This window comes from Candidimonas nitroreducens (genome assembly GCF_002209565.1).
GTDB lineage: Bacteria > Pseudomonadota > Gammaproteobacteria > Burkholderiales > Burkholderiaceae_B > Candidimonas > Candidimonas nitroreducens.
The window spans coordinates 495,827-515,823 of sequence record NZ_NJIH01000002.1 but is presented as its reverse complement, the minus strand read 5'-3'; the positions used below and the strand labels follow the sequence as shown (position 1 = coordinate 515,823).

The window sequence follows — 19,997 nt, the reverse complement described above, 5'->3', positions numbered from 1 at the left end:
ATGGCGCCGCCCATGCCCTGTATGACGCGGAACACGACCAGCTGCGGCAGCGAGTTGGCCAGGCCGCACAGGGCCGAGCCCACGGAGAACAGGCCGATGGCCGTACAGAATACGCTGCGCGCGCCGTAGCGGTCGGCGCACCAGCCGCTGGCCGGCAGGAACACTGCCAGGCTCAGCAGATAAGAGGTAATGGCCAGGTTCAGGTGCAGCGCCTGAACCTCCAGCGAGCTGGCGATCGACGGCAGGGCCGTCGCCATGATCGAGGTGTCGAGATTCTGCAGGAATAGGGGGCAGGCAACCGTAATGGGAATGAGGCGCGTGCGATTGCTCATGGGCGGGAGGTCTGGGCCTGCGCAAAGATGCCGGCCTTGGATAAAGACGTCTATGATACCTGGGCGCCGGGGGCTCGTGTGGCGCCGGTGCGAGCCGTGGGTCTCGGCGCACCCCGGGAAGGCTCGGCGAGCCGGCCGGAATTTTACGACTTCTGTAGAATGTATCGAGCCCCGCAAGGGGCGGCGCCCCTTTATGCAGGGTGCGGACTGGCGGCACGATCGGGTGCTGCATTGGCCCGGAAACAGAAACAGGCGGTGCTCTCGGTGATCTCAGCGCGCGGCAAACAATATGTGGCGTGGCTTGGCATATTTGCCATGCTGCTGCTGGTTTGCGCGCCCACGGTCAGCCGGTGTTTTGCCGCCGCGCAGAGCCTTGCTTTATCGATCTGCACCGAAGCCGCCCGGCCCGGGCAGGCGGCCGCGGCCCTCAATGTGCCCATAGCCGGCCACCGCGATGCGCCGGGTGAGCCACCGGCTTCGCGCGCCCTGAATGATTGCGGCTATTGCACCCTGATGACGCACGACGGCGCCTTGCCGTCGCTGCCTCCCGCCCTGTCGTCCGTGCTATGGTTCATTGTAGTGGTGCTGGTGCTGCCGCCCCTGCGCCGCTACACGCCGGCTGGCACTTTTCTTTCTGGTTTGCCGCGCGCACCGCCGCGTTTTTCCTGATCCGCTGAACTTTCAATGCCGCCATGCTTTCCCTTAGATGCATGGCAGGCGTGCCTATGCCAGAGGAAAAACCGTGCCGGGGGTGTCCTGGATCGCAGATCCGTCCCTGCATCGCCACACCGCCGGCGCTGGCGGCGAGCCTCATGTGTCGCGTCCCCGCTTCGCTGCGTCCAGGCATGTGGCTCGCGATATTCGTCAATTGCCCTGACCCAGGCTTTGCGGCCTGCCGAATTTTTTACCGAATTGGAGAAAACTTCATGAAATCTCTACATAAAGCCCTATTGTTTGCCGCAATGTGCAGCGCGCCGCTTGCCGCCCAGGCCGCGCCGGCGGCGGTGGCGGTCTCCGATTGCTGGATTCGGTCGCTTCCCGAAAATCTTCCGTCGGGTGGGTATTTCAAGATGACGAACTCGGGCGGCCAGGAAGTCGCTCTTACGGGCGTCCAGACCGATGCGTTCGGCATGGCCATGTTGCATCAGACCCAGGAAAAAAATGGCATGTCGACCATGGCAATGGTCAAACAGGTTGCCGTGCCGGCACATGGCTCGGTGAACTTTGCCCCCGGCGGCTATCACATCATGCTGGAAAAGCCCAGCAAGCCCCTGGCGCCGGGTATGAGCCTTCCCGTGACTTTCGTGTTCAGTAATGGCCAGAAGGTGACTGCGGCCTGCGAGGTCAAGAGCGCCGGCGCCATGTCGGGATCGATGTCCGGGAAAATGTCGGGGTCGATGTCGCATTCGCACTGACACCAGGGCGGCGACTGGGGCGGCGCGTCTGCCGCGCCTGCAGGCAAGCGCTGCTGCGGGGCGCGCGGCCCCGCAGGCTGCCTGTTGCAGAGTTGGCATGCCCCGCACGGACATGCTTGGCCAATGGCTATTGCGGCCTGCACCATCACCCGTACGCTGCGCGCCCGGCTGCCCAGATTCTGCGCGGCCTGGGCCAATTGCGTCAGGGTGGGGGCAGGTGTCCGGGCCGTTGGTGTAGCTGAAATTCGCGAGCGTTCAGTACTTCGTAAATATCGGATATGTACTATTTAAACGATAATCATTTTCATCGTTAGAAGCCGCTGCATTTACGCCGCCGGCCCGTGTCCCGTCTCCGCCAGTCCGCGAAGAAAGCACCGCGATGAATCCCCCTGCCTGGCGGCGCCTGGCCTGACATCTTCGCGGGCTGCGCATGCTGGCGGATTTCTCTGCAACACGAGGCCTTTGGTACTCAAATGTTGGCAACGCTGGTCATAGGTTTGCGCGAGGGCCTCGAGGCGGCGCTGATCGTCGGCATCATCGCCGCCTTCCTGCGCAAGAATGGCAAGAGCCTGAGAGCCATGTGGCTGGGCGTGATTCTTGCGGTGGCCTTGTCCATCGTGGTGGGTGTAGCCCTGAACTGGATCGAGCGGGCGCTTCCCCAGGCCGAGCAAGAGGGCATGGAGTCGGTCATCGGCTGTATCGCCATTTTCTTCGTCACCGGCATGATCATGTGGATGAACGCGCATGCGCGCGACCTGAAGCGTCAGATCGAGGCCGAGACGGCCGAGGCGCTGGGCCAGGCCAGCACCTATGCGCTGGCCAGCATGGCCTTTCTTGCCGTCTTGAAGGAAGGCTTCGAAACCAGCGTCTTTCTGCTGGCCACATTCTCCGCAGCCCAGTCGGCCGCCTGGGCCGCGGCGGGCGCGATCATCGGGCTGCTGCTGGCCGTCGCCATAGGCTGGGGCATATATGCCGGCGGCGTGCGGATCAATCTTTCCCGCTTCTTTCGCATCACCGGCGCGTTTCTCGTGCTCGTCGCGGCGGGCCTGGTGGTTACCTCGCTACGCACTGCGCATGAAGCCGGCTGGTTGAACGCGGGACAGCAGACCGTGATGAACCTGTCGTGGCTGGTAGCGCCAGGCACGATCCGCTCGGCCCTGATTACCGGGGTGCTGGGCATTCCCGCCGATCCCCGCTTGATAGAAGTAGTGGGGTGGCTGGCCTATCTCATACCCGTGTCGCTGCTGGTTTTCTGGCCGGCCGCGCATCGCCCGGCTCCCAAAACCGCCGTACGGCTGCAGTTCGCGACCGCGGCGGCAATTGCCATCGTGGCGGCGGCGCTCGCCTTCGCTTATCCTGTGCCGCAGTGGCGCCTGCCGCGGGCGGTGCCATTGGTCGCCGCCAACGACCCGGCCAAGCCGATCGGCCACGCCGAGCTGGATGCCTCGTCCGCGCGCGCGCCGGAGCTGGCCATCCGGTTCGAAGACGGCCGCACCGAGCGTGTATCCCTGGCCTCGGGCACGCATGAGTCTGCCTTGCATGCGGGCCTGGCGGCGACGGCCTGGCATGCCCATCGTGCCAGCGCTGTGGCGCACGCGAGGCCCACGCTCACGCTGGACGACATCGTGGCGCTGAATCATGGGCGCATTCCAATCGGCCTGAACCCACAACAGCATCCCGGCCCGTTCCAGGCTTCGTGGACGTCCCGGCGCACGCTCGATGTCTGGATTGCCGGCGGCCAGTTGCTGGACGCGTCAGGATACGAAACCGCTTTCGTCGCCATTTCGGGCAGCGGCCTGCAAACCCCGCGCACACTCCGCGCCGGCGGCTCGCAGCCGTCCGCGCTACGGGCCTGGCGGGTTTCTCCGGATTACGTATCGCACGCCGCGCAGGCCTTGCGCCGCCTGCATGCCGAACGATCCGAGCACGGTTTCTGGGCGGTCGGGCTGCCCGCCGTTCTGCTGCTTGCCGCCTTGATCCTGGCGGCCTATGCCTGTCGCAATAACCGCCGGCTCGCAAAGCTGCGCCGAGCTGGCTGCAATCCCGACCCGCAATCTTCCGCCAATGGCGGCATTGTCAACGGCCGAAACCACACCCGAGGAACTCTTCATGCATCCAATTAATTCTGCCCACATCCGTGCCCATGCGGTGCTTGCCGGCCTGCTTGCTGCCGTGACGGCCGCGCCGGCGGCCTTTGCGGCTATGAACGCCGGGGCGGCGCCAATGAAAAACGGCGTGTCCCAGGTTCAGGTCACATTGACCGGCGAGCACGGCCAGGTCTGCGCCCTGGATCATTCCTCGGCCAAGGCGGGGCCCGTCACCTTCACGGTGGTCAACAAGACCGCAACCGCGATCACCGAGGTCGAGCTGCAGAGCGACAACCGGATCCTGGGCGAGAAAGAGAACCTCGCGCCCGGCCTGCCCGCGGTTTCTTTCACCTTGACCTTGGGCGGAGGCAGCTACCAGATCTATTGCCCGGGCGCCAAGCAGGAAATGCTGGCCTTCACGGTCACGGGCAAGGCCGCGCCTGAAGCGAACGGCAGCACGGCCACTATTCTGGCCGACGGCACCCAGGGATATGCCAAATATGTCGATGGCGTCGTCGACGCCATGGCCACCGCCGTAGATCGGCTCAAGACCGACGTCGATGCCGGCAACGTGGCCAAGGCCAAGGTCGACTACCCGCTGGCGCGGCCATTCTATGAACGGATCGAGTCGGATGTCGACGGTTTCGTGCTGCCGGGCCACAAAGCTACCGACAATGCCGGCAATCTCGACTACCTGATCGACATGCGGGCGTCCAACCTCGATCCGAAGGTGGGCTGGCACGGCTTCCATGCCATCGAGCGCGATCTGTTCGAGAATGGCCGGATCACGCCCGAAACCAAACAGCTCGCCGCCGAGCTACAGGAAAATGTCGGCCGGCTCGACAAGCTGGTCAAGACGCTGCACTACCGTCCCGAGGATCTGGCCAATGGCGCCGCCGATCTGCTCGAAGAAGTGCAGACCACCAAGATCACCGGCGAAGAGGAGGCCTACAGCCATTACGATCTGGTGGACTTCGAAGGCAATGTCGAAGGCGCCCAGCAGGCATTCGCCTTCCTGGAGCCGGGTCTGGCGCGCATCGATCCGGCGCTCACCAAGCGGGTGAAACAGCAGTTCGCCAAGGTCGATACATTGCTCGACAGCTACCGTGATCCGAATGAGCCTGGCGGCTTCAAGCGCTACACCTCTGACATCAAGACTGCCGATGCGGCCAAGCTGAGCCGCGGCATCCAGGCCTTGCAGGAGCCGTTGTCGAAGATCGCCGAAAAAGTGGCGACCGTCGGGCGTGGCTAGAGGGGCGGACGGAGCCAGAGTCATGTCGAAAGCTGAAATTCCAGGCGGCGCAGCGGCCCATCAGCTCACCCGTCGCAGCCTGCTGCTCGGCACCGCCACCGGTACTTTGGGTGCGATGCTTGGCGCTGGCCCGGCGACGGCCGCCGCCCTGGGCGCCGCCGGGGCCCCACCGGACAATGAAATCGTCGACCTTTCCACGGCGCACGCATTCTACGGCAGCGCCGAACAGGCGGGCATCATGACACCGCAGCAGCGCTATGTCCTGTACATGACGTTCGATCTCACCTCGAACGATCGTGCCGACCTGCAGGTGCTGCTGGCACGGTGGTCGGCGGCGATAGCGTTGTTGATGCAGGGCCGAACCGTCGGCCAGGTCGAGCCGACGCGCGCCAATAGCGTGGGCGCCGATACCGGCGAGGCCCTGAGCCTCGGCCCGGCTTCGCTGACCGTCACCGTGGGCCTCGGCCCGAATATCTTTACCGATGCATACGGGCTGGCGGACAAGCGGCCGGCCCGGCTGCGTGACTTGAAGCAGCTGCCCAGCGATTCCCTGCAGCCCGATCTGACCGGCGGCGATCTTTCGCTGCAGGCTTGCGCCGACGACCCTCAGGTGGCCTACCACGCCATCCGCGATCTGGCTCGTATCGCCAAGGACATCGGCGCGGCGTCGACCCGCTGGGCGGTGCTCGGCTTCGGCCGTGCCTCGGCCGGCAAGGGCCAGTCCACGCCGCGCAACCTGCTCGGCTACCGCGACGGCACGCGCAACATCAAGGCGGCGGAGGATTTCGACCACCACGTCTGGGTCAAGGACGGGCCCGCCTGGCAGCGGCACGGCAGCTATCAGGTCGTGCGCAAGATCCAGATGCACATCGAAAACTGGGACACCGACCGGGTCAGCGATCAGAACGCTGTCTTCGGCCGTCACAAGGAGTCCGGCGCGCCGCTGACCGGGCAAAAAGAGTTCGATACGCCCGATTTCCACAAGCGCGACAGCGAAGGGCAATTGCTCATTCCGGCCACTGCCCACATACGGCTGGCGGCCCATGAAAACAATGGCGGCTTGAAGATCCTGCGCCGTTCATACAACTACACCGATGGCATCAACCGCTATGGCCTACTGGATGCAGGTCTGCTGTTCATCTGCTACCAGAACGACCCGGCGCATTTTGAAGCGCTGCAGACCAAGTTGGGCGCGTCCGATGCGCTGAATGAATACATCGCCCACATCGGCTCGGCGATTTTCTTCGTTCCTCCCGCGCCGCGGCCCGGCCACTACATAGCCGAGCAACTGTTCACGTAAGATTCGATCCAGGCTCAGGATTTACGCGGGGACGCGCCAGCCGTACCGCCCTGATGCGCTGCCACGGCCTTGCTGATTTCCTGGCTGGCCTCGATCAGGGTGCGGGTGAAGTCGGTGATGGCGGTGCCGCGCTTGAGCAATGAGGGAAAGGTGGTAAGCGACAGCACGCCCAATATCTGTTTTTGGTGCTGGATGGGCACCGCCAGTGTGGTGCTGGGGTGCTGCGGGCTGGGTTGGCGCAGCGCAAAGCCGCGCTTGCGCACCAGCGTGATGTCAGCGCGCAGCTTGGCGGACGAGGCCTTCCACTCGGCGGGATCCGACGCCTGTTCGATCGATTTCACCAGGTTCGTTCGCTCGTCGGCATTGCAGAATGCCAGAAAAGCCAGGCCCATGGCCGAGACGGTCATTTCGTGGGCGTTGCCTATTGTGGTGTGGGAGGGGCCGATAGGGCTGTAGGGCATGCTGCTGCAGCGCACGACGATCTGGCCGCGCTCGGCGATGCCGATGGCCAGCGGCAGGCCGGTGCTCCGCGTTATGCGGCGCAGTATGGGGCCGCCCAGTTCCACCACCAGCTCGCATTCTGTGTAGCCTTCGCTGAGCAGGCGTACCTTCTCGGTCAGGGAGTAGATGCCCTTGGCGATGTCGGAGCGTACGTAGCCTTCGTTTTTCAGTGTCTGCAGCAGCCTGTGCACCGTGGGCTTGGGTATGCCCGTGGCTTCGTGCAGGCTGCGCAGCGAGCAATGCGTCTGCTTGTTCAGAGCCTGCAGTACGTCCAGCGTACGGACGATCAGGTTCATGGATGTGCTCATCTAGTCCGCCGGTCGTTTCGTGCGGCGAAACGAAGCCAGAATTTTCCGGCTTCCGCTCCATTCCGATTCCTACAATTGTACCGATCTTGGCGTGGCTGGCGATTGTACGCGGGGCCGGCTTGTTCGTCGCCGTAAAGCACTCCTTTGGGGGTGCAAGGCTCTCGCAGGAAATAAGGGGAGAGCCATGGTTCGTGGCGTTGTTTTTACGGCGGCGATTGCCTGCCTGGCGCCCATGCAGCTTGCGGCCACCCTGAAAAAGAAATAGGAGCTGTACATGGACGTTTCGATTCGCGCTGAACTGGAGGCCCTGAATGCGGAATTCGCCTGGCTGATAGACCGCGGCGATTCCAGCCTGGTGGCCGAGCTGTTCACCGAGGACGGCGCATACGAGCGCTCGACGGGGGAAGCGAGCCGCGGCCGGGCCGCGCTGCGCGAGGCTTATGCCGGGCGCCTGGCCAATGGCCCGCGCACGAGCCGCCATATCTATACCAATTTCCGCTTCGAGCAGGTCTCGGCCGAAAAGGTGCGAGGCAGCTGCATTCTGACGCTGTACGCCGCGAACGGCGTGCCGCCGCTGCCCGCCGAGCCGCTGTTGGTGGCGGACTATGACGACGAGTACGCCTTGGGTGCGGACGGCAGGTGGCGCTTCGCCTTGCGCAAGGTCACCTGGATTTTCCGCAATCCGCGGCGCAACGAGGGCGGCGGCCTGCCGCTGGGCGGGAAGCTCAGTCGCTAGGCATGCTGCGGCGTTGCCGCGTATCACGCTGCACTGCGCCGGCCATTCCCTATGCGCCTATGCGGGCGCTGCGGGCGCGGGTGGCCGCGCCGGTCATGCAGCCGGGCGCTGTGTGCAATTTATTTTTATCGGGATGTGATTTTCATGTTGGCGTCTTTTCCTTCTTATCAAAGCGTAGGCATTTTCATCAAGACGGACAGCCCTCAAGTCATCGAGGTGCTGGCATTGGCCGATCTCGATTTCCTGGTGCTCGACGCCGAGCATGCGCCGTTCGACCGGGCCTCGCTCGACCGAATGCTGTTCGCCGCGCGTGCTCTGGACGTTCCCATGCTGGTGCGCGTGCCGGATCAGCGTGATGCGACGATACTCAATGTGCTGGACTTGGGGGCCGATGGCATCGTCGTGCCGCACGTGGACAGTGCCGAGCACGCTCGCGAGGTGGTCGCCGCGGCGCGCTTCATCGGCGGCCGGCGGGGCATCTCGCTGTCCGCGCGTTTCGGTGGCTACGGCACACGTAGCCGCCAGGAGGCGATCGCCGAGGCCGACCAGAACATGATCGTCTGCCAGATCGAAAGCGCCGCCGCTCTGGAGAATGTCGAGGCGATTGCCGCGGTTGCGGGCGTGGGCGCCTTGCTGATCGGCCGCTCCGACCTGGCGCTGTCGATGGGGGAAGACGACCCCGCCGGCTCCGTCATCATGGCGGCCGTCGACCGCATCGTCGCCGCCGCGCGCGCCAACGGCCTGCCGGTGGTGATGGTGTGCGCGAATCGCGCCGAAGCGCAGGAGTTCGCCGCCAAAGGCGCCAGCGTATTCGTTGTCGGTTCCGATCAATCCATGCTGCGCAATGCCGCAAAGAAATTGCGCGCCGACTTTCCACGCGGTTGACCCCGCTGCGTGTCTCAACTTCCTCGAACAGGACACTGAATCATGTCTAAGCTCATACACCGCGCCTGTGTGGCCGACCATTCCGTCGACAAGCCGGATTTCCGGGAGTCCGACGGCTCTCCGACCTGGATCACCCGTGGCGCGAATTTCGTTATTGCAATTACTCGCGTACGTGCCGGCACCACGCTGAGCGTGGGCGATGTGCCCGACGAACACATGGTGCTGCTGCCGGACACGGGCGTCAGCATCGTGTGCGGCAAGCAGGCGCCGCGCCCCGTCGCCGGCAATCACCTGCTGATCGTGCCGCCCGGCGGCGTGACTGTGACAGCGGACGCCGAGGGCTGGATCGTGCGCTGTTTTTCGGCGCGCGTGCAAGCATTGCTTACCCTGGCCGGCAATGCCAGCTCTTATCTTGTTCCCAGAGACGACGTGGCGCCGATGGCCGACTGGCCCGCGCCCGCCGGGGGCTACACCTTGCGTGCCTATGACCTGGCGCAAGGCGTGCGGGAAAACGACAAGACGCGCGTCTACCGCTCGTCGAACTTGATGATCAATGTATTGTGCGAGCGGCAGGAGCCGCGTGACACGCGCACCATGTCGCCCCATTCGCACGTCGACTTCGAGCAAGGCTCGATCACCCTGAAGGGCACGCACGTGCACCACCTGCGCACGCCCTGGAACTCGGATCTGGGAACCTGGCGTCCCGACGTCGACGCCGAGGTCGGTTATCCCTCGGTCACCGTCATCCCGCCGGGCCTGGTGCACACCACGCGCAACATCGGCCCTGGGCCGGCGCTGCTGGTGGATCTGTTCTGCCCGCCCAGGCGCGATTTCGCCGCGCGGCCCGGCATGGTGCGCAATGCCGACGATTACCCTGCGCCTGAAGCCGCGTAGGCCCGTAGCCGTCGAGCGCAAGAAGGCCTGCCAATCGGCATAGGCCGATTGGCCCATCAATAGACAGAAGCCCAGTAAATGCAAGCTGGGGCACACAATCCAGTTCACAGAACAATCGAGGATCTTTCATGAATCGTGGTATTTCCCGCAGACATATGCTCGGATGGGGTTTGGGCGCCATGGCGATGTCGAATCGCATCTTTGCCGCCGAAGCGGGGGGCTTTCCCGTCAAGCCCATCCGCTTCGTCGTCCCGTTCGCGCCGGGCGGCTCGACGGATCTGCTGGGCCGTATCGTCGGCCGCCACATGTTCCCGAAATCCGGCCAGCCAGTGGTGGTTGAAAATGTTCCCGGGGCAGGGGGGAACATCGGCGCGGCCCAGGTGGCGCGCGCGCCCGCCGACGGCTACACATTGGAAATCGGCAGCATGTCGACGCATGCCATGGACGATGGCCTGTATCACAATCTTGCCTTCGACCCCGTCGACGATTTCCAGACCGTTGCCATGCTGGCCTTCGTCATCAACGTGATCGCGGTATCTTCCAAGCTGCCGGTGAAGAATTTCGATGAGCTGCTGGCCTATATCCGCGCCAATCCGGGCAAGGTCAATTATTCCTCGGGTGGCATCGGCTCGCATAATCACCTGACCTTGGCGCTGCTGGCGAAGGTAGCGAATCTGGACATCGTGCACGTGCCGTACAAAGGCGGCGGCCCGGCCGTTTCCGCGCTGGTGCGCGGGGAATGCGACATGTTTGCCGGCGGCGCTTCGTTGCTCCTGCCTTATGCCAAGTCCGGCCAGGTACGCCTGATCGCCGTGACCGAACCGCAGCGCTACGAAGGGCTGCCGGACGTTCCCAGCGTTTCGGAAACCATCAAGGGCTTCAAGGTCACCAACTGGTACGGCGTCATGGGCCCCAAGGGCATGCCGGCCGACCGCACGGAACTGCTCAACGACGAGATCAACCGGATCACTGCGCTGCCCGATGTCGCCGAGCGCTACAAGACTTTGGGCATGGTGCGCGACCCGCTGAAGCCGGCCGAAATGCATGCCATGCTGGAAGCCGATCGCAAGTTGTGGTCGGGCATCATCAAGTCGATGTCGATCAAACCGGAATGAGCTGCCGCGGCGCGCCGCCGAAACGCTGCGGCATGAAGGCTTTTTTATTCATGCCGGTGAACGGCAGCGCGCCTAGTCCTGGCCTGGCGCATCGTTCATGGTCAGCACCATGCGGAACTTGACGTCGCCGGATTTCATTCTTTGGTAGGCCTCGTTGGCCCGTTCCAGCGGCATCACCTCGATCATCGGCCGTACGCCGGCCAGCACGCTGAAGTCCAGCGTCTTTTCGTTTTCGTAGGGTGTGCCGGTGATCGAGCCAAGCATGCTGCGTTCGCCCGACACCATGTAGCCCGTAGAGATCTGCAAGGGATCCTTGCCTATGCCCAGCAGCACCAGCCGTCCCTCGGGGGACAGCCCGGGCATCAGGGCCGACACCGCCGCGGAATCGCCTATGGTGGCGAGTATGGCTTGCGCGCCGCCCATGCCATGCAGCGCGGCGGCGGCGTCTTGCTTGCGGGTGTCTATATAGACGTGCGCGCCCAGAGCCAGCGCGTCTGCGGCGATATCGCCGCCGCGCCCGATGGCCACGACTTTGAAGCCCATGCGGCGCGCGTATTGCAGAGCCATATGGCCCAGGCCGCCCACGCCGAATACGGCCACGGTATCGCCGGCCTGGGCGCCGCATTTCTTCAGGGCGTTGAAGGTGGCGATGCCGGCGCATAGGATGGGCGCGGCCTGTTCGGACGCCAGCTCGTCGGGGATGGACACCAGCCCCGTGCCGCGCGCCAGCATCATTTCGGCGTAGCCGCCGTCGCAGGTGGAGCCGACGAAGGGCTGGTTGCGGCAGAGCTGGAACCGGCCCTGGCGGCATTGCACGCATTCGTTGCAGTGGCCGCCCAGCCGCCCCACGCCGACGCGCTGGCCTATTTTCCATAAAGAGGCAAGCCCGGCGCCGAGGGCGGCGATGCGGCCCACGACCTCATGGCCCGGCACCCGCGGCGGCTGCAGTGCCGGGTCGGCTTTTTCTATGTCGCCGGCATCGGCGCCGCAAATACCGCAGGCCTCGACCTCGATCAGCGCTTCCTGGGCGCCTGGCGCGGGGGTCGTGCGCCGCACCAGCTCCAGGATGCCGGGGCGGGCGACTTGCATCGCGCGGTAGGTGGTCTTCATGCCTGCCATTCCATCGTCATTGGTCGATTTTCCGATACGGTGCGCACACGGGCCATGAACGGAATCCTGCGGTTTACGGAATCCTGCGGTTTGGAAATATGCAAGAAAAACTATTGGCCGCCGCTGATTCCATGCATGGGCCACGGCGCCGGGCGGCTCTGGGAGAGCGGCAGCGTCGGCCCTTACACCACATCGCAACTTGCCTTATTTTCAAGCTCTTCGCGTGTCAAGGGCAAGTGAGATAATCTATGCTGCATTGAAATAAAAAATTTTACTCATGAAGACGCCTGTCTATTTGAATGCGCTGCGGGCCTTCGAAGCCAGTGCCCGCCACCAGAGCTTCTCTGCGGCGGCGGCGGAACTGAACGTGACGCCGGCCGCGGTCGGCCAGCTCGTCCGCTCGCTGGAAGACTGGCTGGGTACGCCGCTGTTCCATCGCGGCTCGGGCGGCCGCTCCCGCCTGACCCCGACCGAAGCCGCGGAACGGGCCTTGCCGGACATTCGGGCCGGTTTCGACCGGCTTGCGCTGGGTTTGAATCGCTTGCGCGAAGGTTCCAGAGAGGGCGTGCTGACGGTAACAGTCAGTCCGGCCTTTGCGGCCAAATGGCTATTGCCGCGCATTGAAAATTTCCACGCTTTCTGTCCCGGCACCGACGTGCGCCTGGACACCAGCCTGCGGCTGGTGGATTTCGCCGCACAAGGCATCGATGTCGGTGTGCGGTATGGGCGCGGTTCCTGGCCGGGGCTGATTGTGGAAAAACTCATGGACGAGCAGATCTTCCCGGTGTGCTCGCCCGCCTGGCTGGCCAGGAATGGCAAGCTGGCCAGCCCGCATGACCTGGCCGGGAAGGCCTTGATACACGATTTGTCGGTCGATACGCACATCGGCTTTGCGTCATGGGCCGATTGGCTCGCGCGCGCCGGAGCGCCCGAAGTCGATACCAGCCGCGGCATGCGCGTCAATAATTCCGCAGCGGTGCTGCAGGCGGCCATCGACGGCCATGGCATTGCCCTGGCGCGCAGCGTCATGGCTTGCGACGACGTGGCCGCAGGCCGGCTGATCCGGCTCTTTCCCAAAATGAAGCTTGCGTCAGAGCTTGCCTACTACATCGTCTACCGCGAAGAAAGCGCCGCGCTGCCCAAGCTCCTGGCATTCCGGAAATGGCTGATGCAGGAGTCTCCCACGATTTGCTGACCAGCATGCAGCGCCCCGCGGCGTGCAGAGGCGGGAGTGCCGCCCGAGTGCGCCGTGGCAAAGCGCGGGCGCCGCGCGGGCTTATCGGGCCGGCCCGCCCTTGCATAGCCACGGCGACGCCGCCGTCAGCATGGCTTCCAGGCCGGTGCGCAGGGTGGGGTCGATTACCGGCGCGAATTTGGGAGAGTGGTTGCTGGGTATGGCGTTGGCCTGCTTGGCCTGCACGGCCTTGCGATAGGCCTGGGCGTCGGTGCCGCCCACGAACCAGAATACGTAGGGCACCTTCCAGGTTTGCCCGAATACGCTGAAGTCTTCGCTGGCGCCTGCCGGCTTGGTTTCCTGGGAGCGTTCGCCGAACTGCGCCTCGAAGGCGCGGGCCACGGTTTCGGTGGCCTCGACATCGTTGCGGGTCAGGGGGTAGGTGCTGAGTTTGGTGAATTCGGGCTCGCGCGGCGCGTTCGAAGCGGCGCATTCGGCGCAGCATATGCGCTTGACGGCCGACAGCATGGTGGCGCGCACGTCTTCGTCATAGGTGCGGATGTTCAGCTTGAGCGTAGCATCGTCGGGGATGATGTTTTCTTTGGTGCCGGCCTGCAAGGCGCCGACGGTCAATACCGCGCTGTCCAGCGGCGCGATTTCGCGCGAGACGATGGTTTGCAGCCGCAAGGTGGTCGATGCCGCCATGATCACCGGGTCGATGGAAGTTTGCGGCTGCGAGCCGTGCGAGCCGCGGCCGAACAGCTTGATCTTGATGCTGTCGCCCGCCGACAGAATCACGCCGCTGCGATAGCTTACGGTGCCCGCCTCGCCCACCATGACGTGCTGGCCCAGAATGATGTCGGGCTTGGGAAAGCGTTCCAGCATGCCGCCGTCGATCATGCTTTGCGCGCCGCGCCCGACTTCTTCGCCGGGCTGGAAAACCGCCAGCACCGTGCCTTTCCACGCATCGCGGTGGCGCGCCAGCAGCCGTGCCGCACCCAGCAGCCAGGTTACGTGCATATCGTGGCCGCAGGCGTGTCCCACGCCCACGTCGACGCCGTCTTCGTCTTTGGCGCGCACGGTGCTGGCGTAGGGCAGGCCGGTGTCTTCGGTCACGGGCAGGGCGTCCATGTCGGCGCGCAGCATGACTGTCGGGCCGTCGCCGTTCTTCAGCACGCCGACCACGCCCGTGACGCCCACCTGCCGGGCCACCTCGTAGCCTTCCTTGTCCAGAAAATCGCCGACAATGCCGGCGGTGCGGGTCTCTTGCATCGACAGCTCGGGGTTGCGATGCAGATCTTTGTATATGGCCTCCAGTTCGGGAAGCAATTCCTTGGCGTCACCGTCCAGAGCCGAAGTCAAAGCATTCATGGCCTTACCTTTCTATTAGCTGAAACTAGTGTGTATGCCTGTCGCCGCCGCCGGCGATGATGTAGATCATACGCTTGGTATACGGCCGGCGGAAAGGGGCGAAAAAGAGTGGTACGGCGCGTTTCGCGAGAGGTCAAAGAAAATCGGCGCTACGGCCGATTGCCGGTTCGTCCTCGATGCGGCATGGCTCGCGGTGATGCGTAGCGCCGTGCCGCGGCGTGTTGGGCGTATGATGAAGCGAGGGCGCCTGCAGCCGCCGGCGTTCTCATCGTACTTTTCATCGTACACAAGGCACGCTGCAACCCGGCTGCTTCCGAACCGGGTTGCGACTCGGAGGACGGCATGGCCAGTACTCGCGACAGCATCACCGATATCTGGGGCCCGCGCACGCCGCAGGCGGGGCCGCACTGGCCCGCGCGGGTGGATCAGAATCTGCTGGAAGATCCGGATCGCTGGGTGCAGGCCTGTTGTTTCCTCTGTTCCAATGGCTGCGGGCTCGACATCGGCGTCAAGGACGATACGCCCGGCGGCCGTATCGTCGGTGTGCGCGGCTGCGAGACTGACGTGGTCAACCGCGGCCGCCTCGGCCCCAAGGGCATGCACAGCTGGGTCGTCAATGCCGACCCGGGGCGCTTGACGCGCCCGCTGATCCGCCGCGGCGCGCAGCTCGAGCCGGCGGGCTGGGACGAGGCCATGGGGCTGATCGTGCGCCGCATTCAGCAGGCCAAGCGGCTGCATACGGCCGGCTCGATTGCCTTCTACAGCTCGGGGCAGCTGTACGCCGAAGAAAACTACACGCTCAGTGTCATCGGCAAGGCTGGCGTCGGTACGCTGCACATGGACGGCAACACGCGACTGTGCACGGCCACGGCTGGGGCGGCCTTGAAAGAAACCTTCGGCGCCGATGGCCAGCCCGGCACCTACGAAGATGTGGACGTCACCGACTGTTTCCTGCTGGTAGGGCACGACATGGCGGCGACCGCCACGGTGCTGTGGGCGCGGGTGCTGGATCGCCGGCGCGCGGCCGAGCCCTCGCGCATGGTGGTGATCGACCCGCGGCGCACGGCCACGGCCGCCGAAGCCGACATCCATATCCAGCCGCGCCTGGGCACCAATGTGGCCGTGCTGAACGGCCTGATCCAGCAACTGATAGAGCGCGGCCATGTAGACCGCGCCTTCGTCGAGGCGCATACGCTGGGCTACGACGACCTGGCCCGCACGGTTGCGGGCTACACGCCGGAACGGGTCGCCGGGATCGCGCGCATTCCCGCCGACCAGCTGCGGCAGGCCGCGGATCTGATCGGCAGCTCGCGCATGCTGCTGACCACCTGTCTGCAGGGCGTGTATCAGTCCAACCAGGGCACGGCCGCCGCGGTGCAGGTGAATAACGTCAACCTGGTGCTCGGGCGCATCGGGCGGCCCGGTTGCGGCATACTGCAGATGAACGGCCAGCCCACGGCGCAGAACAATCGCGAGAGCGGCACGGGCGGCGACCTGCCGGGCTTTCGCAATTTCGGCAATCCGCGCCATCTCGAAGAGGTTGCCAGGCTGTGGAATGTCGAGCCGGCCAGCTTGCCCAATTGGGGCCCGCCCACCCATGCGCTGCAGATCTTCCGCTACGCCGAGACGGGGTCGATCCGGGTGTTGTGGATCGTGGGCACCAACCCCGCGGTGTCGATCCCCGACCTGGGCCGGCTGCGGGCGATCCTGCGCAGGCAGGGCCTGTTCGTGATCGTGCAGGACGCCTTCATGACCGAGACGGCGAAAATGGCCGACGTGGTGCTGCCGGCCGCAATCTGGGGCGAGAAGACCGGCTGTTCGACCAATGTGAACCGGGTCGTGCACCTGAACCGCAAAGCGGTCGAGCCGCCGGGCGAAGCGCGGTCTGATCTGGATATTTTCCTGGATTTTGCGCGGCGCATGGACTTTCGCGACAAGGACGGCGCGCCGCTCATCAAGTGGCACGACGCCGAAGGCGCCTTCAATGCCTGGCGCGAATGCACGCGAGGCCGGCCCTGCGATTATTCCGGACTATCGTATGCGCAGCTCAGCCAGGGCTCGGGCGTGCCGTGGCCCGTCAACGAGCGGCATCCGCAAGGTTCCACCCGCTATTACACCGACCTGAAGTTCGCCACCGATCCCGATTATTGCGAAAGCTTCGGCCACGATCTAATAACTGGGGCGGCCGTCACGGCGCAGGAATACAAGGCCAGGCGGCCCAACGGCCGCGCCTTCCTGCGCCCGGTCGAATACGTTCCGCCGCGCGAAGAGCCGGACGAGGAATACCCTTATTTCCTGAGCACGGGGCGGGTGGTCTATCACTTCCATACCCGCACCAAGACGGGCCGCGCGCCGGCCTTGCGCGACGCGGCCCCCGACGCCTACATCCAGGTAAGCGAGGCCGATGCGCGCCGCCTGGGCATAAAGCCGGGCGACATGCTGTGCGTGACCTCGCGCCGCGGCGCGGCGCAGGCGCCGGCGCGCGTCGGCGATATTGAACCGGGCACCTTGTTCATGCCTTTCCACTACGGCTATTGGGACGACCCGGGCCGTGCCCGCGCCGCCAACGAACTGACCCTGTTCGACTGGGATCCAGTCAGCAAGCAGCCGCATTTCAAGTATGCCGCGGTCAAGCTGGCCAAGGTCGAAGGCGAGCTGCTGGCGCAGCCCGACGAATCCAAGCAGGCAGCCGTGCCGCCAGCCGCCGGCGGCAATGAAGCCGGCGCCGGCCGCACGCATATCGCCGACTACATCGGCTTGTTGCAGGCCAGCGAAGAGCGCCTGGCGCACGGCTGGGAAAAGCTCTGCGCCAGCCATCCGCTGGCACCGGACATCGGCGCGCAAGGCGCGCTGTTTCTGGGCTGGTCGCGCGACAATGCGGCTGCCATCCAGGCCTATGCGGGCAAGTACGGCGAGCGCCTCGAGGGCGAACCCGAGGCGCTCGACCAGGCGCTGCTGATCCAGCGCCGCGCGACCGCCTTCGGCCTGCTGCGCGATTTGCAGGACTTATGGTTGATGGCCAACGAAAGCACCGTCTCGGCGGCCGTATTGGCGCAGGGCGCCCGCGCGCTGGGCGACCACGATCTGCAGCGCGCCCTGCAGGACATCGAAGCGCGCAACGAACGCCAGCGAGCCTGGCTGCTGACCCGTATCCGGCAGGCGGCGCCGCAGACCCTGGCGGTGCCGCCGGCGGACGCGTGATGATGTGTTGTGTGGATCTGAAATTTTTCCTGACGAAAAGGAGCCCGTGCAATGAGCGATAGATTCAAGATCGGCGACCATGTGGCTTGGAATTCCGAGGCCGGACGGGTGTCGGGAACCATCATCGCCATTCATACCCGTGATTTCGACTACAAGGGCCATACGCACCGTGCCTCGGAACAAGAGCCGCAGTACGAAATCAAGAGCGACAAGACCGACCACATCGCCGCCCACAAGGGCAAGGCGCTGCAGTTGCTGCGATAGTGCGCTGTCGCCTGATGCGCATGTATGAATTTGCCGCGCTCATGCCGATCCAAGGCTCGGGGCCGAACCGGCAGGGCGATGGCGACGGAGGCGTGACATGACCGCCAAGCCGGCTTCGCACCCCGCCGCGCAGGACGGCGGCGGGCAGGGCATGCCGTCGTTTTTCACCATCGGCCATTCCAACCGCAGCCTCGCTGAATTTGCCGGACTGCTGGTCGAGGCTGGAGTCGCGCTGCTGGCGGACATCCGCAAGATGCCCATGTCCAGGGCCAACCCGCAATTCAACACCGATGTGCTGCCCGACGAGCTGGCGCCGTACGGCATTGCGTATGAGCATATCGCCGCACTGGGCGGCCTGCGCGGCAAGGCTCGCGGCCTGCCCGCGGACACCAATGGCTATTGGACGAATGCCAGTTTCCACAATTACGCCGATTATGCATTTTCGGCGCAGTTCCAGGCGGGCCTGGAGCATCTGTTGAAAGAAGGACGCGCGCGGCGCTGCGCCATCATGTGCTCGGAAGCCGTATGGTGGCGCTGCCACCGCCGCATCGTCGCCGATTACCTGATGGCCCGCGGGGCGAACGTCTTTCACATCATGGGGCCGGGGCGCATCGAACCCGCCCGCATCACCCTGGGCGCTGTTACGCAGGCCTCGGGAACCATCGCCTACCCGGCCGCACAGCAGTCGCTGCTCTAAAGCGCCCCGCTAATTCGTGGCTGTCGATATGAACGCACCGTTCGTTTCGCGTCGGTGCGAGCGGGCCGCTCAGCTCCCGATGCAGGGCGCGGCGGCGATGTCGTCGGGGCCGGCCGGGCCCAGACCTTGGCAGCGATCACGCTGTCGCCATCCGAACCGAATGATATGGGCGTCGTGCATTGGGCAGCCTATGTCGTTCCGGCATTAATGATCTGCATTTGTTAATCGATCAAAACTAATGATTTGTAGCAATGGATTCGCCCGCCTACCATTGCTGCAGCAAACCAGCACAGCAGTTTTTGTCGATAACAATACCTATCCGGAAAAAGCCATGAATTCTGTTTCCATCTATAAAACACTCGGTGCCCTGGCCTGTAGTTTTTTCTTTGTCTCGGGTGCAAGCGCCAAGCCGGCCTCCGCTCCGCCCATTGTTGAACTGATCGTGCCGTATTCGCCCGGCGGGGCGTCCGATACGATGGCCCGGGTCATTGCCCCCGCGCTGCAAAAAGCGACCGGGTCGCAAATTGTCGTGGTCAACAAACCGGGCGCGAATGGCGCCATCGCCGGCGCCTATGTCGCGCGCTCGGAACACAATGGGTCGAGAATCCTGTTGGCCGACCTTGCCATCGCACTGAATCCTATCTTGCGTAAGGCGACTCCCTACAACGTCGAAAAAAATTTTTCGCCGATAGCGCTACTGGGAACCGGGGCATTTGTTCTTTATGTTCCCGCTTCAGGGCCGGCAACGCTCAATGACTTTCTCGCGCCAAATGGAAAGGATCGTACGATTGCGCACTCCGGTGTCGGTTCGCTAGGCCACTTGGCTGCGGAGCTCTTGCAGCAAAAAACCCACAGGAAAATCATTAGCGTGGCCTATCAAGGGGCCGGCCCCGCCATGACGGCTACGGTCGGAGGGCAGGTCGACGCAATGTTTGGCAGCACGGCTTCTGGCATGGGCATGGTTCAAAACGGCACGCTCAAGGCGCTGGCTGTGGCCGATCACACCCGCCTGCCCGGCTATCCGGATGTTCCCACCTTCGCGGAACTGGGCGTCGACGGCGTATACGCGGTTAATTGGTGGGGTTTGATCGCTCCTGCCGGCACGCCCAAAGACATCGTCGACTGGCTATACGACGGCGCGCGGCAAGTGCTCGACAACCAGCAAGTGAAAGATCAGCTCAAAAGAATTGAGGTCACGCCGACGTTGAAGGATGCGCAGGCATACAAGGACTTGATTTCCCACGATGTTGCGCAATGGGAATCCGTTGTGTCGCAGGCCGGCATCAAGATCGACTGAGTCCCTCGGGATTTTCTATTGCCTCTGGCGCAGTACAGGCCGAGGCAACTATTACTGG

18 protein-coding genes are annotated in these 19,997 nt (G+C 64.3%); 14 read left to right on the top strand and 4 right to left on the bottom strand.

What is annotated here, in order from left to right; all coding sequences use genetic code 11:
* A partial coding sequence (locus CEY11_RS03770; RefSeq protein WP_143322675.1) for an MFS transporter occupies positions 1-332 on the bottom strand: 332 nt, incomplete at its 3' end.
* A 27-nt stretch (positions 333-359) separates the two neighbouring features.
* Here CEY11_RS03770 and CEY11_RS25340 point away from each other — a divergent pair.
* The 5 genes from CEY11_RS25340 to efeB all read left to right on the top strand — a co-directional run bounded on the left by CEY11_RS25340 (position 360) and on the right by efeB (position 6,386).
* A complete protein-coding gene (locus tag CEY11_RS25340; protein ID WP_088602002.1) occupies positions 360-1,001 on the top strand; it encodes a DUF2946 domain-containing protein in 642 nt (213 codons plus the stop codon).
* 56 nt (positions 1,002-1,057) lie between these two features.
* Complete coding sequence (locus CEY11_RS03760; RefSeq protein ID WP_233154701.1) at positions 1,058-1,747, top strand: copper chaperone PCu(A)C; 690 nt, start codon at positions 1,058-1,060, stop codon at positions 1,745-1,747.
* A 473-nt stretch (positions 1,748-2,220) separates the two neighbouring features.
* Positions 2,221-3,870 carry an iron uptake transporter permease EfeU gene (efeU, locus tag CEY11_RS03755; protein ID WP_088602000.1) on the top strand — a complete coding sequence of 550 codons (1,650 nt, stop codon included), beginning with the start codon at positions 2,221-2,223 and terminating at the stop codon, positions 3,868-3,870.
* On the top strand, positions 3,857-5,086 hold the full coding sequence (gene efeO / locus CEY11_RS03750) for an iron uptake system protein EfeO (RefSeq protein WP_198958822.1): 1,230 nt from the start codon (positions 3,857-3,859) through the stop codon (positions 5,084-5,086). Before efeU ends, efeO begins: the two co-directional genes overlap by 14 nt.
* A gap of 22 nt (positions 5,087-5,108) precedes the next feature.
* The gene (gene efeB, locus CEY11_RS03745; protein WP_088601999.1) at positions 5,109-6,386 is read left to right on the top strand and encodes an iron uptake transporter deferrochelatase/peroxidase subunit; all 1,278 of its coding nucleotides are present in this window, start codon (positions 5,109-5,111) and stop codon (positions 6,384-6,386) included.
* 14 nt (positions 6,387-6,400) lie between these two features.
* Here the strand turns inward: efeB and CEY11_RS03740 are convergent, their stop codons facing one another.
* Positions 6,401-7,195 (bottom strand): helix-turn-helix domain-containing protein, encoded by a 795-nt coding sequence (locus tag CEY11_RS03740; protein ID WP_088601998.1) that lies wholly within the window; start codon positions 7,193-7,195, stop codon positions 6,401-6,403.
* Positions 7,196-7,469: 274 nt separating this feature from the next.
* Here CEY11_RS03740 and CEY11_RS03735 point away from each other — a divergent pair, with 274 nt between their 5' ends.
* The 4 genes from CEY11_RS03735 to CEY11_RS03720 all read left to right on the top strand — a co-directional run bounded on the left by CEY11_RS03735 (position 7,470) and on the right by CEY11_RS03720 (position 10,825).
* Positions 7,470-7,931, top strand: a complete 462-nt coding sequence (locus CEY11_RS03735; RefSeq protein WP_088601997.1) for a nuclear transport factor 2 family protein — start codon at positions 7,470-7,472, stop codon at positions 7,929-7,931.
* Positions 7,932-8,075: 144 nt separating this feature from the next.
* Positions 8,076-8,816, top strand: coding sequence for an HpcH/HpaI aldolase family protein (locus CEY11_RS03730; RefSeq protein ID WP_158215176.1), 741 nt, complete (start codon positions 8,076-8,078; stop codon positions 8,814-8,816).
* A gap of 42 nt (positions 8,817-8,858) precedes the next feature.
* Positions 8,859-9,710 (top strand): cupin domain-containing protein, encoded by an 852-nt coding sequence (locus CEY11_RS03725; RefSeq protein ID WP_088601995.1) that lies wholly within the window; start codon positions 8,859-8,861, stop codon positions 9,708-9,710.
* 128 nt (positions 9,711-9,838) lie between these two features.
* On the top strand, positions 9,839-10,825 hold the full coding sequence (locus tag CEY11_RS03720) for a Bug family tripartite tricarboxylate transporter substrate binding protein (RefSeq protein ID WP_088601994.1): 987 nt from the start codon (positions 9,839-9,841) through the stop codon (positions 10,823-10,825).
* Between the two features lie 72 nt (positions 10,826-10,897).
* On the opposite strand, the gene CEY11_RS03715 is transcribed toward CEY11_RS03720, so the two are convergent.
* On the bottom strand, positions 10,898-11,935 hold the full coding sequence (locus tag CEY11_RS03715) for an alcohol dehydrogenase (protein ID WP_088601993.1): 1,038 nt from the start codon (positions 11,933-11,935) through the stop codon (positions 10,898-10,900).
* A gap of 277 nt (positions 11,936-12,212) precedes the next feature.
* Here CEY11_RS03715 and gcvA point away from each other — a divergent pair, with 277 nt between their 5' ends.
* Positions 12,213-13,130 (top strand): transcriptional regulator GcvA, encoded by a 918-nt coding sequence (gene gcvA, locus CEY11_RS03710; RefSeq protein ID WP_088601992.1) that lies wholly within the window; start codon positions 12,213-12,215, stop codon positions 13,128-13,130.
* 81 nt (positions 13,131-13,211) lie between these two features.
* Here the strand turns inward: gcvA and CEY11_RS03705 are convergent, their stop codons facing one another.
* Positions 13,212-14,480 (bottom strand): M20 family metallopeptidase, encoded by a 1,269-nt coding sequence (locus CEY11_RS03705; protein ID WP_088601991.1) that lies wholly within the window; start codon positions 14,478-14,480, stop codon positions 13,212-13,214.
* A 342-nt stretch (positions 14,481-14,822) separates the two neighbouring features.
* Between CEY11_RS03705 and CEY11_RS03700 the strand changes: the two genes are divergently transcribed.
* From CEY11_RS03700 to CEY11_RS03685, 4 genes are all read left to right on the top strand, one after another.
* The gene (locus tag CEY11_RS03700) at positions 14,823-17,681 is read left to right on the top strand and encodes a molybdopterin oxidoreductase family protein (RefSeq protein WP_088601990.1); all 2,859 of its coding nucleotides are present in this window, start codon (positions 14,823-14,825) and stop codon (positions 17,679-17,681) included.
* 51 nt (positions 17,682-17,732) lie between these two features.
* The gene (locus CEY11_RS03695; RefSeq protein WP_088601989.1) at positions 17,733-17,945 is read left to right on the top strand and encodes a hypervirulence associated TUDOR domain-containing protein; all 213 of its coding nucleotides are present in this window, start codon (positions 17,733-17,735) and stop codon (positions 17,943-17,945) included.
* 151 nt (positions 17,946-18,096) lie between these two features.
* Positions 18,097-18,642 carry a DUF488 domain-containing protein gene (locus tag CEY11_RS03690; protein WP_088602045.1) on the top strand — a complete coding sequence of 182 codons (546 nt, stop codon included), beginning with the start codon at positions 18,097-18,099 and terminating at the stop codon, positions 18,640-18,642.
* A gap of 271 nt (positions 18,643-18,913) precedes the next feature.
* Complete coding sequence (locus CEY11_RS03685; protein WP_158215175.1) at positions 18,914-19,939, top strand: Bug family tripartite tricarboxylate transporter substrate binding protein; 1,026 nt, start codon at positions 18,914-18,916, stop codon at positions 19,937-19,939.
* Positions 19,940-19,997 lie beyond the last annotated feature (58 nt).

Coding starts and splice junctions, on each gene's coding strand:
- CEY11_RS03730 (WP_158215176.1), top strand. CDS start 8,076: ATGTTGGCGTCTTTTCCTTCTTATCAAAGCGTAGGCATTTTCATCAAG.
- CEY11_RS03715 (WP_088601993.1), bottom strand. CDS start 11,935: ATGAAGACCACCTACCGCGCGATGCAAGTCGCCCGCCCCGGCATCCTG.
- CEY11_RS03700 (WP_088601990.1), top strand. CDS start 14,823: ATGGCCAGTACTCGCGACAGCATCACCGATATCTGGGGCCCGCGCACG.
- efeO (WP_198958822.1), top strand. CDS start 3,857: ATGCATCCAATTAATTCTGCCCACATCCGTGCCCATGCGGTGCTTGCC.
- CEY11_RS03690 (WP_088602045.1), top strand. CDS start 18,097: ATGCCGTCGTTTTTCACCATCGGCCATTCCAACCGCAGCCTCGCTGAA.
- CEY11_RS03740 (WP_088601998.1), bottom strand. CDS start 7,195: ATGAGCACATCCATGAACCTGATCGTCCGTACGCTGGACGTACTGCAG.
- efeU (WP_088602000.1), top strand. CDS start 2,221: ATGTTGGCAACGCTGGTCATAGGTTTGCGCGAGGGCCTCGAGGCGGCG.
- efeB (WP_088601999.1), top strand. CDS start 5,109: ATGTCGAAAGCTGAAATTCCAGGCGGCGCAGCGGCCCATCAGCTCACC.
- CEY11_RS03735 (WP_088601997.1), top strand. CDS start 7,470: ATGGACGTTTCGATTCGCGCTGAACTGGAGGCCCTGAATGCGGAATTC.
- gcvA (WP_088601992.1), top strand. CDS start 12,213: ATGAAGACGCCTGTCTATTTGAATGCGCTGCGGGCCTTCGAAGCCAGT.
- CEY11_RS03720 (WP_088601994.1), top strand. CDS start 9,839: ATGAATCGTGGTATTTCCCGCAGACATATGCTCGGATGGGGTTTGGGC.
- CEY11_RS03760 (WP_233154701.1), top strand. CDS start 1,058: ATGCCAGAGGAAAAACCGTGCCGGGGGTGTCCTGGATCGCAGATCCGT.
- CEY11_RS03725 (WP_088601995.1), top strand. CDS start 8,859: ATGTCTAAGCTCATACACCGCGCCTGTGTGGCCGACCATTCCGTCGAC.
- CEY11_RS25340 (WP_088602002.1), top strand. CDS start 360: ATGCCGGCCTTGGATAAAGACGTCTATGATACCTGGGCGCCGGGGGCT.
- CEY11_RS03705 (WP_088601991.1), bottom strand. CDS start 14,480: ATGAATGCTTTGACTTCGGCTCTGGACGGTGACGCCAAGGAATTGCTT.
- CEY11_RS03695 (WP_088601989.1), top strand. CDS start 17,733: ATGAGCGATAGATTCAAGATCGGCGACCATGTGGCTTGGAATTCCGAG.